This window comes from Corallococcus sp. CA041A, from assembly GCF_003612075.1.
Classification (GTDB): domain Bacteria; phylum Myxococcota; class Myxococcia; order Myxococcales; family Myxococcaceae; genus Corallococcus; species Corallococcus exiguus.
In genome coordinates this window covers 1-14,543 of the sequence record NZ_RAWF01000253.1, presented here as the reverse complement: position 1 = coordinate 14,543, position 14,543 = coordinate 1, and the positions used below count along the sequence as shown (strand labels likewise).

Sequence of the window (14,543 nt, the reverse complement as noted above, 5' to 3'; positions counted from 1 at the left end):
ACCCAGATGTGCCTGGGGGATGGCAACTTTGGCGTCTGCCAGAGCCAACTCGCGCCCAGACCTGAAACGTGTAACTCGTGTGATGATGACCTTGACGGCATCGTTGACAACATCACCCCCCAAGGCTGCTCCGTGAACAAACCGGGTGCGTGCTCCGCCGGCCGGTTGATTTGCTCCAACGGAGACTACGCCTGCGAGCAGGTCATCTTTCCCACTCCGGAAGCGTGTGACGGCGTCGATAGTGATTGTGATGGCGTGCGCGACGAGGACGAGTTTGGTCGGATCTCTTGTGGTGTTGGAGATTGCTATACCTCGAAATACGCCTGTCAGGGCGGTGTCTGGCAGGTCTGCTTCCCTCTGCCGTCCTCCCCTGAAGTCTGTGACGGGCGGGACAACGATTGCGACGGTGTGAGTGATGAAGGGCTGGGAACATTGAGCTGTGGGCAGGGGCAATGTGCGGCATCCGTCCCGGCGTGTCGTGATGGCCAGCCCCAGACATGCATCCCGCTGGCTCCAGAGCTTGAGCGCTGCGACGGTCGGGACAACGACTGCGATCTCGCTGTGGACGAAGGCGATGTCTGCCGGTTTGATGACATGTCCTGCGAATGCACGCCAGTGCCACAGACGGAGGCCTGCGCCCATACCGCTTGCGGTGTCGCTCCGGATGGCTGCGGTGGCAGCCATGATTGTGGAACGTGCCCGACGCTGTGAATCCCATCCGCTCTCCTGATTCTCCGCATGGGGGCGTGCGAATCCGTCGGTGTGTAAATAATTTTCACTGAAACATCATAGATTATCTCGGGAATCACCATGAAACGAGTCTCTGCTTGCGCGGTGGTCTGGATCTATGCCACGCAACTCGTGGCCAGTTGTAGCCCTTCCGCTCCCATCAACGACACACGTCAACTCATGGCCACACGGCGCCAGCACATCGGTGATGCTTCGCCCCCTGTCGTCGATTCCGACACCGTCCTTCAGACCCAGACGAGTTCTTCGAAAGCCGCAGGCTCCACGATGCCTGGTGCATGGGTCACGTCGGTGGGCACCGCCCGCTACACGTTCCCATTGTGGACGTCTCCAGGGCGACTGGGCATCGAACCACGGCTGGCGCTGAACTACAGCAGCGACAGCGGCAATGGGCTGATTGGAATGGGTTGGAATCTCGCCGGCCTTTCACGCATCACACGCTGCCGCAAGACGATGGCCCACGATGGTGCCTCTGACCGGATCCGCTTCGATACGAGCGATCGCTTCTGTCTGGACGGCCAACGGCTGATGGTTGTCTCAGGCGCCTATGGTGCTGACGGAGCCGAGTATCGCACCGAGAATGATGTCTATGCTCGCGTTGTATCTCTGGGTGTAGGCGACAATGGACCCGCCACCTTCAAGATGTACACGAAGGATGGTCTGATCCTTACATTGGGGGGGAGCGGCTCCGCGACCCACCAGCAGCCCATACCGGAAGGGGGCACGCGCACCTTCGCCTGGGCCCTGTCCCGCGTCGAGGATCGCAGCGGCAACTTCCTCACGGTGACATACGACATTCCCGCTGCGGCAGAGGAGCAGCTGCCGGTGGAGATCCGATACACAGGTTCCTCCGTGGCGGGAGCACCTCCTGCGCTCGCGAGCGTCTCCTTCGCGTACGAACCGCGTACGGATGTGGTGGGCAGCTTCGCAGGCGGATTCTCCCTCCAGCTTCGGCGCCGGCTGAAGAAAATAGAGGCATGGGGGCCTACCGGGCTGGGCCAGACGCGCTCCTTGTTGCGTTCGTACACGCTGGGCTACCGCTACGACGGACTGCCGAACGAACCGAATGGGAGCGCCGCGGGAATCAGCACCCTGGGCGAAGTGACGGAGTGTGACGGAAGTAACATTTGCCGAAACCCCTTCCGGTTCACCTATGCCCAAAGCCTTGACCCCACTAGCTGGGGAAACCTGTGGAACTACGCGCTGACGACAGAGCCTCCAAATCCGAGCGCATATGCTGACCTGCAGTCCTTCTTGGGCGCTGACGTCAATGCGGACGGACGGGACGACCTCGTCTACCGCAAGCGGGTGGGAACCTCGGCCGTGCAATGGTTCGTGCGCTACAGCAATGGCACGGGTTTCGACGCCGAGAAGCCGTTGGCCTTTCTTCCGGTGCCCCCTTCTGCCGGGGAGTCCACCTCCGATGGGCGCTTCACCGACTGGGACGGAGATGGACTCCTGGACTTCATTGTTTCCACGAACAATGTCCCAACGGGCGAGCGGATCCTTCACCTGATGAAGAGCTGGGGCGGTGGCGCGTTCAGCCGAGAGGAGCAGCAAGCCGAACTTGGGACTTCGTTGCGCAACTTCTGGACCGTGGACCTGAATGGGGACGGACGGCTGGATTTGCTCCGCCCGACAGGGCTGCCGATGGGTGGCCAGGGCCTGGTTGGACTTGGGTACCGGCTGGGACCCATCAACAGCGGTGCTCCATTCTCCATGGGCCTCGCGCCTCCCAGTTTCCCCGCGTTGACAACGGCATTCCCGCTTGACCTGGACGGCTCGGGGCGCACGGGTCTGCTCATCCCCAGGTGGGAGAGCGATCCGGGTGATGACGCAATTCCCTATATGGTGGGCAGTAACTACTGGTTTCTGGGCATGAAGGCGGATGGAACCTCTCTTTGGAAGGAGACTTCAATCCCTCGTGAGGAGACGAGCGGACAGAGGCACTTGTTCGTTGACGTCAACCGCGATGGCCTGACGGACCTCGTGTCCTATCCTCAGGCCGGCGGAGACGCGACCCTCTCGCTCAACACGGGACTGGGCTTCGTGCCGCAACCCACACAGGGTTTCCCGGCTGAGGCCAAGGTGGGGCCGGCACTTGAATACCTCAATCCTCCGCCCGAAGGCTGGGGCAACACACGCCATTCCATCGATAACGGTGTGCGCGTGGCTGATATCAATGGTGATGGGCTTCAGGACATCGTGCTTTTGGATCAGGGTGTCGCGACTGTTCCGGGCTCCTTCGCACGGTCCCGGGCTCGGGTGCTTCTGTCGCGCGGGTCCAGCTTTGTTGATACCACGCTCTTCATCCCCATTGGCGCGGTGTCCGCGGATCGAGGGATGTATCGCTCGCTTGCGCTGGATGTGAATGGCGATGGGCAGATGGACTTCGTGCAGCCGGATAGCTCAGCCTCCGCACTCCAGATATGGATCCGACAGGGAGTAAAACCCTTTCTGTTGCGGTCGGCGACAGATGCCATGGGCGCACGGGTGGAGTTCGACTACGCGCCGCTCACGGACACGGCCACGTACACTCGAGGGCAGAGCTGCATCTACCCACAGCCCTGCGTGCGGCAGGGCATGTGGCTGGCTTCCGAGATGCGAACCGAGGCGGGGCCGGGCCACCCGATGCGCCGCGTTTCCTACCAGTACGAGGACGCCCGCCTGGATGCCATGGGAAAGGGGCTGCTCGGCATTCGCAAGCGAACGGTGACGGACCACTCTTCTGGATCCGTCTCGCGTGAGACCTATGCCCTCGCTCCTCTCGTGGGGACGAGGTACCCGCTGGCGCGGCAGCTTCTCAATCGTACGGTGCGCACCCCGCTGTCGAATGGCAGAACCTGGATCCGGGAAACCGTCGCCACTCCTGCGTATGTTGAGCGCACCGCGGCGGATGGAACTCGCTACTTCGCCGTCTACACGGCATCGAAGGCCGAGCATGCGTACGAACTGGGGCTGCCCACGCTGTGGTCCGTGACGCACACAGTGGAGGATTTCGATGCGGACTTCGGCAATGTGAAAGCGGAAAAGTGGGTGTGGTCGGATGGTTACGTGTCGCGGCGTGACACCACCTATGAGAACCGTGCCTCGACATGGCAGGTGGGACTGCCCAGCCGGGTCACGGAGACCGCTACGACTGCCCTGGGGGTATCTCGTGCGCGCAGCCGGAGTTTCACCCATGCCCCGGGCTCGGGCCTGCTCACGGACGAGGTGATCGAGCCGGACTCGACGGACCTCGACGTCTACCTGGCCGCCCACTACGACTACTCGCCGGACGGAATGGGGCTTCGCAGCGGCGTGACGCTGCGGACCCTGACCGGAGAGACACGGACCACGTCATACGAGTACGACGCCGCCACGAAGACCACTGTCTCCGCCATCATCAATCCGGCCGGGCATCGCCAGATGATGGCCTATCACCCTGGACTGGGTGTGCTGGCCGCAACCGTTGATGCGAATGGGGTGCGCCAACGCCGGCAGTACGACGCTTTTGGCCGCCTGCGCGTCGAGGACGGACCGACGCTCGCGGATGTTTCGTACGAATACCTGCCGGGCAGTATCCGGACGACTCGGGCGGGAGGCAGTGCGGAAACGGTCTTTCTGGATTCCTTGGGTCGAGTGGTGACACGGCAGCGCCAGGATTTCGCCGGCAGCCCTACTGAGGAGAACTACCTCTACAACGCTGCTGGACGCCTGGTGGAGGTGCAGCGTCCCTCTCCTTCGGGCGGGACGGCTGTGGCGAGCACGCGCTATCAATACGACGAGCTGGGGCGCCTCACCCGGCTGACGCAACCGGACGATAGCTTCCGTCTCCTGACCTATGAGGGGCTGACCCTTACGGAAACGGATGCGCGGGGCAATGCCACCAAGACCGAACTGAATGGTCGCGGGTGGGCCGTGAAGGTCAGCGAGCCGAACCCGGTGGGGGGTGTGCTCAACACGATCTTCGAATACGGCCCTTTTGGCACGGTGACGGGAACCGAGTCCGTGGGGCGACACGCCAGCATGGAATACGACGTGCGGGGCCGGCGTACCCGGTTGGCCGACCCTTCGAACGGCGTATCCGTGACGCGTTACAACGCCTTTGGTGACACGCGCTTCATGGAGGACGCGGAGGAAGAGCAGCAGGTCTTCCTCCGCGATGCCCTGGGCCGTACCACCAAGGTCGTCACTCCGCTTGGAGAAAGCACGTACTCCTGGGACACGGCGGTCAACGGCGTGGGCGCACTGGCGGGCACGACGAGCGCGGACGGTGTGTCCACCGCCTATGCTTACGACACGCTCGGTCGTCGCAGCCAGGAGACGACTCTGGTAGAGGGCGCTCCCTACGCCTTCGACTACACCTACGACGCGTACGGCCGGCTGAAGATGGTCGCCTATCCGGAAGTCCGGGGGGTCTCACGCCTCCAGCTCCAGTATGGCTATACGCCGCGTGGAGACCTGCTGGACGTGCGGAACGTTGCATCACAGCTTGTCTACTGGCAGGTGGGGGCTCGCACGGCCAGCGGGCATTTGAGCCATGCCGTTCTGGGAAACGGTACGGAGAGCCATTACGGCTATGACAGCGTGGGCTCATTGCGTCTGGTGGAGACGGGGTTGGGAACGTCCAACCTCCAGCGACTGCTCTTCAGCTATGACGCGAACGGCAACCTCACCGAACGCAATGACGGCGTGGCGGAGTCGACCGAGGAGTTTGATTATGACAGCCTGGATCGACTGACTCGATGGACGGTGTATCAGAATTGCCAGCGCGCCATCTTTGAGTACGGCTTCTCGCCGGACGGCAACCTCACGAGCCGCACGACCGTGGAAGGTGGCTCTCCCAGCGAGTCGTATGTCTATGGCCAGAACGGCGCCCCGCCGCACGCCGTGACTCAAGGCCCCCCGGGTTCATACGGATATGACGCGCGTGGCTTCCGGGTGACGGCCCCGGGGAGCACCAGCGTGGAGTACACGGTGGCAGGGCTCCCCCACCGCATCCAGCGTGGCGCGGAGGAGCTGACCTTCCAGTACGACGCCTTCGATGCACGTGTGCGCAAGGCGCGCTCCAACGGGGAGTCTTCCGTCATGGTGGGGGCCGGGCTGTACGAGAAGCAGGTGGAGAGATGGCGGACGCGCCACCTGTTCTCCATCACAGCGGGGGGACGGCCCGTTGCCCGAGTGACGCTGACCCGGAGGGAGTCAGGCCCGTTCGTGCAGGACATCGCCTACGTTCATCGCGATCCGCTGGGCAGCGTGGAGGCGCTCTCCGACCAGCAGGGGGCGCTGGTTGCTCGGATGAAGTTTGACCCGTTCGGTCGTCGTGTCTTCCCTCAGGCGCTTGCAACGGCCAACCTGCCCGTCCTGGGGAAGGGCCTGCCTGAGGGTTTCACCGGCCATTCACATGACGATGAATTAGGGCTCATCAACATGAAGGGACGCGTCTACGATCCATCCGTAGGCCGCTTCCTGACTCCGGACCCGTTCGTCCAGTCGCCGTTCAGGAGTCAGTCCCACAACCGCTACGCTTACGCGTGGAACAATCCGCTTCGCTACACGGATCCAAGTGGGCTCATGAATGATGGGGGTTGCGTTGGAACCCCTGATGATGGCGGATGCTGGGAGAACGTCGCGGTAGGAGGTGACGGAGGCGGGCAATCGAGTGACCCCAACGTCTACGGCCCCTACTTCGGCTGGCAGAACGACACCTGGTATGCGACGGGGCCAGACGGTCGGAGACGAGGACCGGGGCGTGTGCCAGGAAGTGTGACGGCGGGCGAACTCGAGGCGATGACGTCCGAGGCGCGTCGGGCATTCTTCCAGGCCGAATCGACAGGGGGCCAGGTGCCCGCCAACTTCGGTACGGATGAACTGGATGCTGCAGTCGACCAGGTCGACGATCAGTTCCTACTTGGCATGGCGAAGATTGTTGAGCGCCTCGGGCAGGTTGCAGGCAGAGGGGACTCGGGAGACGATGCGACCCAAGCGACGGCTGCCGTGATCGCCGTCAAGGTTGGAGGGGACGGTGGACGCGGCGCAAACAATCTGAAGCCTGACCTTAGGGCGGAGGGGCCGCATACGACGTTCAAGAAAGATTCGCAGGGGCGTGTCACTGGTTACGCGGAATGGCAGCCGAACCCGCGGAATCCGACGGGCTTTGACCAGGCAAAGCGAGTGGATACGCAGCACGCGAACCCCCACACGCACAACAACGTTCCAACGCCGCACGTCCATGAAAAGTCCGCGCCAGGGGGCGTACGGCCCCCGCGACCGGATGAGTTGCCTCGATAGGGGAGCGCACCATGCCAATGCCGCCGCACAAAGTGGGGATCGTGGTTGATCAGGGGTTCGGAGACCGGGTGGCTGAGCTGGCTCGCGCCTTTCACGTATGGGTCGTTGAATCGCGCGAGAACACTCCAGTCATCCAAGGAGTTTGGAAGAGCGGCTTGGGGGATGCGGCAGCCGATCCTCTTGCGGTGGGCGTCACGTCATTCGCCGCTCTCGAGGGAGAATCTCCTGAGGCGATGTGCGCCAGGATTGCCGGTGATGTGGCCGAGCACCATGGTGAGTTCGCACACGACCCCCCGTGGTCCGAAATGGAGGTCTTCGGGGTCAAGTTGACTTCAACCTTGCGGCACGTCTTCGAAGAACTCGAAGCAACGGCCTGCATTCCAACTCCGGAGGGGTTCGTCTGTCGGCGGTTGTTGCCGAGCGGCACCTGAGCGCCCGGCCACGGATGCAGACAAGGCACCGCACATCGTCTCCTTCTCAGCTTGTGCATCCGCGCCCTCTTCCTTCGGGAGGGGGCGCGGTCTTCTGGGCTCGGGCTCTTGGAAGAGGGTTCCGGGAGTATCCAGCGGAACGCTGTATTCGACGCGGAACGGAGCCCCCGCGACCAGGGGCCTCCACCCCGCCGTGAGTGCCCGCCGGCTCATGTCGCGAACCTGGCCCGGAGTGACGGCCCTCTGGTGCGACTAGAAATGGGGCTCACCGAAGCGAACCCGGCAGGTGCCCTTCCTGGGAAGGGTCATGCCGCGTGAGCCTCCCGGGTCGCCGTCAGCTGCCGCATGCCCCAGCGCAACGGAACGCTGCCATCCGCGCGTCGCAGCGGTTCCACGGCCTGAAGGAACGAGGCCTGGAGCGACGCCTGTGCAGCCGGGGACAGACGGTCCGCATCGTACGTCGTGAGCAGCGACTCCCAGACCTCATGGGGCGACCCATCCCCCTGCACGGAGAGGGACTGCACCGCGACGTCCACGAAGCCTTCGGCGAAGAGTTCTCGCAACCCATCGCTAGTACGGACCCTCGGATCGCCCAGCCGAGTGGGAGGAACCGCCGCCGCGCTCTTCATGAGTCCGGCGAACACCTCCAGCGCGTTGCCCGGCACCAGGTCTCCACCCACGACGATGGACACCCGTCCGCCCGGCTTCAGCACGCGCCGCATCTCCGCGAGCACGGTCTCCACGTCGTCCATCAGCATGAGCGCCAGGTGGCTCAGCACGACATCGACATTGGCATCGCCGAGAGGAAGCGACTGCGCGCGTCCCTGGAACAGTGCCGCAGCGCCGTGCAACCGCGCCCGTGCCGCGACAAGCTCGTGCTCGCTCATGTCGAGCCCCATCAGGGACAGCCCGGGCTGCTTCCTCCGTGCAAGCAGCTCCAGGAGGTAGCCATCCCCACAAGCCAGGTCGAGCACCGCCAGGGGCCGCGCGTCGTGAGGCACGACCGCCTCCAGCAGCGCATAGGTTGAAGGCGCCGTCTCCTCATCCCGCTGCACGGGCGCGTGCCCGAACCATCGGGACGTCACGCCCGCGAGGCGCGCATGGAAGTCCAGCAGGTATGACTCGGAAGGGGAGGGCATGTGCACCTCTTCAGCGCTGGGGTTTGTCTCAGGGAAGATCCATCAGCCAGGAGTGCCAGTCTGTTGGAGCCGTCCATCGCTGGTTGTATTGCTGCCGCTCCTCAGGAGACAAGCGTTGCCAGAACGGAGACCAGACGTGAGCAAACCAATACTCCCCATTGCCCTGTCGCCATCCTGAAGACACGGGCTCGTACCCGGGAAATGCCTTCCAGGGGGGCGCCATGTCCCCGGTCTGGTTGAGCTCCCGGGTCTTGAGGAGAAACGCTTCGTTCTGCCCGATCAGCGCAACCTGGCAGACCCACTCGCTCCAGGAGTTCACCTGGACCAGGAGTCGCGCTTCGTCCTGGCGCCCATGCTCTTCACAATGGGGAACCGCCGCCAGGATCTGCTTCCGGCGAAGGAGGCCCATCCATCCTGGGGCAGCATGGACTGGCAGGAAGCGCTGCACTGCTCGCAGACAGACGCAGCACTCCTGGGGGAACGCCAGAGACTGTTCCGTCCGCCAGCGCTCCAGTGCAGGGACGGAAAGGAACACCTCCGCCTGCCGCAGCATGGGATAGCCCATGAATGCTAGGCTCGTATCGCTCACGGGCAGGGGCTGCTCTCGCACGGGGACCGAAGATTTCTCGAGCCCGAAGACGCGGTGGATCTGTCGGTCCAGATTCATGATCCCCAAGAGTCAGACCCCTCAACCGAGGGTACCTTCAGCGCCGGGGCTTCTTCTGTCCCGCGTTCGTGGCTTCCGCATTGAGCGCCAGCACGGAGTACAGGTTCATCGTGTAGACGCTGTTCTCCGGCTCCAGGTCCGAGGCCATCTTGAAGAACGCACTGGCGCGTTCGTAATCGCGCTGGTGGTTCAGGATGATCATCCCCATGCGGTTGTAGAGAGGCGCGGGCTTCGGCAGGAGCCCGATGCTGCGCTCCAGCAGGTCCAGCGCCTCCGCCATCTTCCCCGCCTGCTCCAGCCTCACGACACGCTGGAGCACCTCCTCCTGCGCGTCCTCCTTCCTGGCCACCGGAGCCGGTGCCACGGAAGGAGGCTTCGACGTCAGTGCCGAGGCCAGTGAGACCGAAGGCATCGGCGCCTGCCGCGGAGCCTGGGTTCGCGCCGCCGGAGCCGCCGCCACCTTCGCGGCCGCAGCCGGAGGCACGGTCTTCGGCTCGCGCGAGAACGCAGGCACGCCATCCCCCGTGAACGCCACCTCCGCCGACGCCAGCGTGCCCACCAGCTTCGTCACGCCGCGCTCCGACAGCGACTCGAACACCGCGCGCAGCTCCAGCTCCGTCAGCTGGGTGATCATCGCCATGTCCGCCAGCGCCGTGCGCCCGTCCACGAACGACAGCACGTACGCCTCGAACGGGCTCAGCGGCCGGTTCACCAGGTCCAGGCTCGCGACGATGACCGGCCGCACCGGAGGCCCCTTCGTCTTCGGCTGGGCGTGCGCCTGGAACGTCACCACCCGCGTCGCCTCCTGCTGCGGCGGACGGGGCACTCCGCGCGCTCCCGTCTGCTCCGGCCTCGTGAGCAGCGCGCGCACCAGCGACACGTTGTCCCGGGGCGGCAGGTCCTCCACGCTCCTCACGAGCAACAGCTCACAGCGCGCGCACTGGAAATCCCCCGGCTTGCACGACGCGCCACAGTGCGGACACGCCAGGTCCTCCGGCGGGTGCTCGAAGGCGTGCGCGTCCGCGTAGTAGTGCTTCCGGATGGCCGCGCGGATGGACCTGCGCACCGCCACGAACGGCAGCACCTGCGCCACGCCCACCGTCTTCGCGATCTCCTCCAACGCCCGCTGCCGCTGCGGCTCGGAGATGGCCACGTACAGCGCGTCCTGCACCAGCCGCAGCGGCATGAAGTCGAAGCCCTCCGCCAGCCGCACCGGCACCCGCTCCAACAGCGCCGCGTCCACCTTCGCCTGCGCCAGCTTCTCCGTGGACACGAAGCGCGTCTTCAACTCCTGCGCCAACAGCCGCAACACCGGCGTCTCGTCCACGCCCAGCCGCACCAGGCACTCACCCAGCTTCAGCCCCGTCTCCTTCTGCCGCGCGAGCGCCCGGGACAACACCTCCGGCGTCAGCACTCCATCCAGGACCAACTGCTCCCCGAGCTTGCGCGTCATGCCCCCGATTCAAGGACGCCCGGGCCCACCCCGTCCACCGGCATCCACGCCACCTACACCGCTTTCCCGCACGTCCTGTTGCGAATGTGTATTAACAACACTAAGATGGTGTCCAGGTTACACAAACCAAACGCAGCAGGTGAGGGGGATGCGCGGATGTTCTTCGGGTACATGAAGTCGACGCCGACCACGTACGTGATGCAGTACCGGGACGGCGAGGTGGTCCGCGAGGGCGCGGGCCTGTCGTTCCTCTATTGGAAGCCGGCGACGACGCTGGTGGCGGTGCCTCTGTCGAGCGCGGACGTCCCGTTCGCCTTCAACGAGGTCACCCGCGACTTCCAGCCGGTGACGATCCAGGGGCAGCTGACATACCGGGTGGAGGACGCGCGGAGGCTGGCAGGGCTCTTGGACTACTCCATCACCCCGGCGGGGCGTCACCGCTCCGACGACCCGGAGAAGCTGTCGGACCGGCTGGTGCAGGCCGCGCAGGTGCGGGCCCGCGCGGTGGTGCAGTCCCTGAGCCTGCGCGAGGTGCTGGTGCAGTCCGACATGCTGGAGGCCCGGGTGCTCGCGGCGCTGGCGGAGGCGGAGTCCGTGAAGGCGCTGGGTGTGCACGTGATGGCCTTCTCCGTGCTCTCCATCCAGCCCACGCCGGAGATGGCGCGCGCGCTGGAAGCCGCCGCGCGTGAAGGGCTCCAGCGTGAAGCGGACGAGGCCATCTACGCCCGCCGCAACGCGGCCGTGGAGCAGGAGCGCCGCATCAAGGAGAGCGAGCTGGCCACGGAGCTGGTGGTGGAGGAGCGCCAGCGCCAGATTCGCGAGGCGAAGATGGCCGCGGACATCGCGGTGGAGGAGCAGCGCGCCGCCCTCATGGAGCGTTGGGTCCAGAACGAGCGCCAGTCCGCGGATGCGCGCGCGTACGCCTTGGAGAAGACGCTGGCGCCGGTGAAGGACGTGGATTGGAAGACGCTCCTGGCCACGTCCGCCAACGGCGCCGACCCCGCGCTCCACATCGCCCTGGCCTTCCGCGAGATGGGCGAGAACGCGCAGCGCATCGGCGAGCTCAACGTGTCGCCGGACCTGCTGCGCTCGCTCTTGCCCGCAACCTCAGGCCCTCGCGGCAACAACCCCGGCCCCGCGCCCAAGCCCGGCCGCCCGGACGTCCACAACTTCGACCCCCGCGACCGCTGAAGTCCCGCGAAGGAGGCTCGCCATGTTCGAGAAGGTCGTCCTCGTCACGCGCAAGACGCGGCTGGCGGACCTGGTGGTCCGCTTCAACACCAAGAAGCAGGCGAAGTTCTACGTGGAGCACAACGGCCAGGACTTCAACGGGTTCGAGGCGGAGGACGACACCTACCGCCGCGCGGTGGACGCCCTTCGCTCGCAGCTGGACGTGGGGTTGCCGGTGCAGCAGGTGGACCGCTCGCTCGTGCCCACCTTCCTCTTCACCGGCAAGGAGGTGGTGGTGGCGATAGGGCAGGACGGGCTCGTCGCCAACGTGGCCAAGTACGTGGGCAGCCAGCCGCTCGTGGGCGTGAACCCAGACCCGGAGCGCTTCGACGGCGTGCTCCTGCCCTTCCTCCCGCGCGACGCCCGGAGCGCGGTGCAGCGGACCCTGGAGGGCCGCGCGAGGATGCGCCAGGTGCAACTGGCGGAGGCGCGGCTCCAGGACGGCCAGCGGCTGCTCGCCTTCAACGACCTGTTCATCGGCGCGCGCACGCACGTGTCCGCCCGCTACCAGGTCCGCTACGGCGGCAAGGAGGAGTCGCAGTCCTCCAGCGGGGTGCTCGTGTCCACCGGCGCGGGTTCCAGCGGGTGGCTGTCGTCCGTGTTCGCGCTCGCGCAGGGGCTCACCCGCTGCACGGGCGGCACGCCGGGGAAGCCCTGGACGCTCGGTTGGGAGGACGCGCGGCTCGCCTTCGTCGTGCGCGAGCCCTTCGTCAGCCGTCACTCCGGCGCGGACATCGTCGGCGGCTTCGTCACCGCCCAGGCGGAGCTGGTGCTCGAGTCCCGCATGCCCCAGGGCGGCGTCATCTTCAGCGACGGCATGGAGGAGGACTTCCTCACCTTCGGCGCCGGCGCCACCGCCCGCATCCGTCCCGCCGAGCAGAGGGCTCGCCTGGTCGTCCACTGAGACACCGCACCCGATGCGACAGGTCCCAAGAATCCGGTATGCCCCGAGTACCGTTGGACCTCGCGGGCCCTCCCGGGATTCCCAGGTGATACAGCCGCTCCCGCGCGACGGCACGGTCGCCTTCCTACCCACCGAGCGGGGGCGCCGGGCTCGTCCCGCGGGGCACGCACCGCGGGGCCGCACCGCGCATCTCCTAGAGCGTGGGGAGACCGCGCCCGGCTCCCCGTCCGGCAGACGACACCCCGTCCCTTCCCCGGACCTGAAATTCCAGGCATGGTGGGCGCAGTCGCCTTACCTTCGAAGCGAAGTCGTTGGGGAAGCGGTTCCCAGGTGCAGGCGGAATACTTCGCCGGAGTTGCGTCCGGTCGTTGATGGGCGTAGGACGCAAATTCTCCCGGGAAGTGGCTCAGGGGTGATCAATGGTCGGCCTCGTCATCGCATCGCACGGGCGTCTCGCGGATGAGCTTGTCTCAACCGCTGAACAGATCGTGGGCAAGCTGCCCGCCGTGGCTACTTGCAGCATCGAGCCGGGGGCCCCTGTCGAGGACCTCCGCGCCAAGATGAAGCAGGCGGTGAAGACCGTGGATGAAGGGGACGGTGTCATCATCATGGCCGACCTCTTCGGAGGTACCCCCTGTAAGGAATCGCTGATGATGTGTCAGCGGATGAATCTGGAAGTCCTGGCCGGCGTCAATCTGCCCATGCTGCTGAAGGCCAACTCGCTCCGTTCGGAGCAGATGGCCCTGTCGGACATGGCCAACCAGCTGGCGTCGTACGGCCAGCGCAACATCACCTGTGCGTCCGCCCTGCTTCGCGAGGCCCAGCAGCAGCCGCGAACTTGACGGACCCGCACGGGTCGGCGATTCGAGACTGCCGTGATCACCCTGGTCCGCGTCGACAACCGCCTCATCCATGGTCAGGTTGTCGAAGCCTGGCTCCCCCACCTCAAGGTGTCCCGAGTGGTGGTGGCGGACGATGAGGCGGCCTCCAGTCCACTCATCCGTGCCGCCATGGCGCTCGCCGTGCAGAGCGCCATCGAGGTGCTGATCCTCCCCCTGGCCCAGGTGGACTTCGCCGCCCTGTCCAAGGACGGCGTTCGCACCCTGGTGCTCCTGAGGGATGTCGCCTCCGTGCCCTTCGCCTTCCAGCACGGGCTGGTCATGGACCAGCTCAACCTGGGCAACGTGCACTTCGGCACCGGAAGGCGGCAGGTGTCGCCGTCCGTCTTCCTGGCGGAAGGGGAGCTGCAGGCCCTCCAGCAGCTGTCCGCGCAGGGCGTGCGCGTGGAGGCGCGCGCCGTGCCCGCGGAGAAGTCCGTGGACCTGCCGGACCTGACCGAGCGCTGGTCGAAGGCCGGGTGAGCCGGTGAACGTCGGCTGGACCCAGGTGGCGCTCGCGTGTCTCTGGGGGGGGCTGGTGGCCGTGGAGCGCAAGGCGTTCCTCCAGGCCATGCTGTCCCGGCCCCTGGTGGCCGCCACGTTCATGGGCGCCCTGCTGGGCGACGTGGGCGGGGGCCTGTCCGTCGGCATGCTGCTGGAGCTGTTCTACCTGGGCACCGCCAACCTGGGCGCCTCACTCCCTGAGAACGACACGCTCGCGGCCACCGGCACCGCCGCCGCCGCCGCCACCCTCACCGCCGCCACCGGCGCGGGCTCCACGCCGGCCATCTGGTCGCTGGCCGTGCTGCTCTTCATCGGGC

Annotated in this window: 11 protein-coding genes; 8 read left to right on the top strand and 3 right to left on the bottom strand. The window is 65.7% G+C overall.

Annotation, left to right across the window (positions count from 1 at the left end; all coding sequences use genetic code 11):
- The first annotated feature begins 6 nt into the window (after window positions 1–6).
- The 3 genes from D7V77_RS46055 to D7V77_RS43370 all read left to right on the top strand — a co-directional run bounded on the left by D7V77_RS46055 (window position 7) and on the right by D7V77_RS43370 (window position 7,451).
- A complete protein-coding gene (locus tag D7V77_RS46055; RefSeq protein ID WP_120580294.1) occupies window positions 7–711 on the top strand; it encodes a MopE-related protein in 705 nt (234 codons plus the stop codon).
- A gap of 99 nt (window positions 712–810) precedes the next feature.
- Complete coding sequence (locus D7V77_RS33225) at window positions 811–7,020, top strand: FG-GAP-like repeat-containing protein (protein ID WP_120580293.1); 6,210 nt, start codon at window positions 811–813, stop codon at window positions 7,018–7,020.
- 11 nt (window positions 7,021–7,031) lie between these two features.
- Complete coding sequence (locus D7V77_RS43370; RefSeq protein ID WP_126935702.1) at window positions 7,032–7,451, top strand: hypothetical protein; 420 nt, start codon at window positions 7,032–7,034, stop codon at window positions 7,449–7,451.
- Between the two features lie 305 nt (window positions 7,452–7,756).
- Here the strand turns inward: D7V77_RS43370 and D7V77_RS33220 are convergent, their stop codons facing one another.
- From D7V77_RS33220 to D7V77_RS45610, 3 genes are read right to left on the bottom strand one after another with little or no spacing between them, the layout of a single operon-like run.
- Window positions 7,757–8,590, bottom strand: a complete 834-nt coding sequence (locus tag D7V77_RS33220) for a class I SAM-dependent methyltransferase (protein WP_120580292.1) — start codon at window positions 8,588–8,590, stop codon at window positions 7,757–7,759.
- Between the two features lie 28 nt (window positions 8,591–8,618).
- The gene (locus tag D7V77_RS44400) at window positions 8,619–9,257 is read right to left on the bottom strand and encodes a hypothetical protein (RefSeq protein WP_199733934.1); all 639 of its coding nucleotides are present in this window, start codon (window positions 9,255–9,257) and stop codon (window positions 8,619–8,621) included.
- 37 nt (window positions 9,258–9,294) lie between these two features.
- A complete protein-coding gene (locus D7V77_RS45610; RefSeq protein WP_120580291.1) occupies window positions 9,295–10,710 on the bottom strand; it encodes a general secretion pathway protein GspE in 1,416 nt (471 codons plus the stop codon).
- Window positions 10,711–10,866: 156 nt separating this feature from the next.
- Between D7V77_RS45610 and D7V77_RS33205 the strand changes: the two genes are divergently transcribed.
- The 5 genes from D7V77_RS33205 to D7V77_RS33185 all read left to right on the top strand — a co-directional run.
- Entirely contained in the window at window positions 10,867–11,901 is a 1,035-nt protein-coding gene (locus D7V77_RS33205) for an SPFH domain-containing protein (RefSeq protein ID WP_120580290.1), read from the top strand.
- A gap of 22 nt (window positions 11,902–11,923) precedes the next feature.
- Window positions 11,924–12,844: an NAD+ kinase gene (locus D7V77_RS33200; protein WP_120580289.1), complete on the top strand. Its 921-nt coding sequence runs from the start codon at window positions 11,924–11,926 to the stop codon at window positions 12,842–12,844.
- 419 nt (window positions 12,845–13,263) lie between these two features.
- Window positions 13,264–13,686: a PTS sugar transporter subunit IIA gene (locus D7V77_RS33195; protein ID WP_120580288.1), complete on the top strand. Its 423-nt coding sequence runs from the start codon at window positions 13,264–13,266 to the stop codon at window positions 13,684–13,686.
- A gap of 33 nt (window positions 13,687–13,719) precedes the next feature.
- Complete coding sequence (locus D7V77_RS33190; protein ID WP_120561225.1) at window positions 13,720–14,205, top strand: PTS sugar transporter subunit IIB; 486 nt, start codon at window positions 13,720–13,722, stop codon at window positions 14,203–14,205.
- 4 nt (window positions 14,206–14,209) lie between these two features.
- On the top strand, window positions 14,210–14,543 hold a 334-nt coding region (locus D7V77_RS33185; RefSeq protein ID WP_147452237.1), incomplete at its 3' end, for a PTS sugar transporter subunit IIC.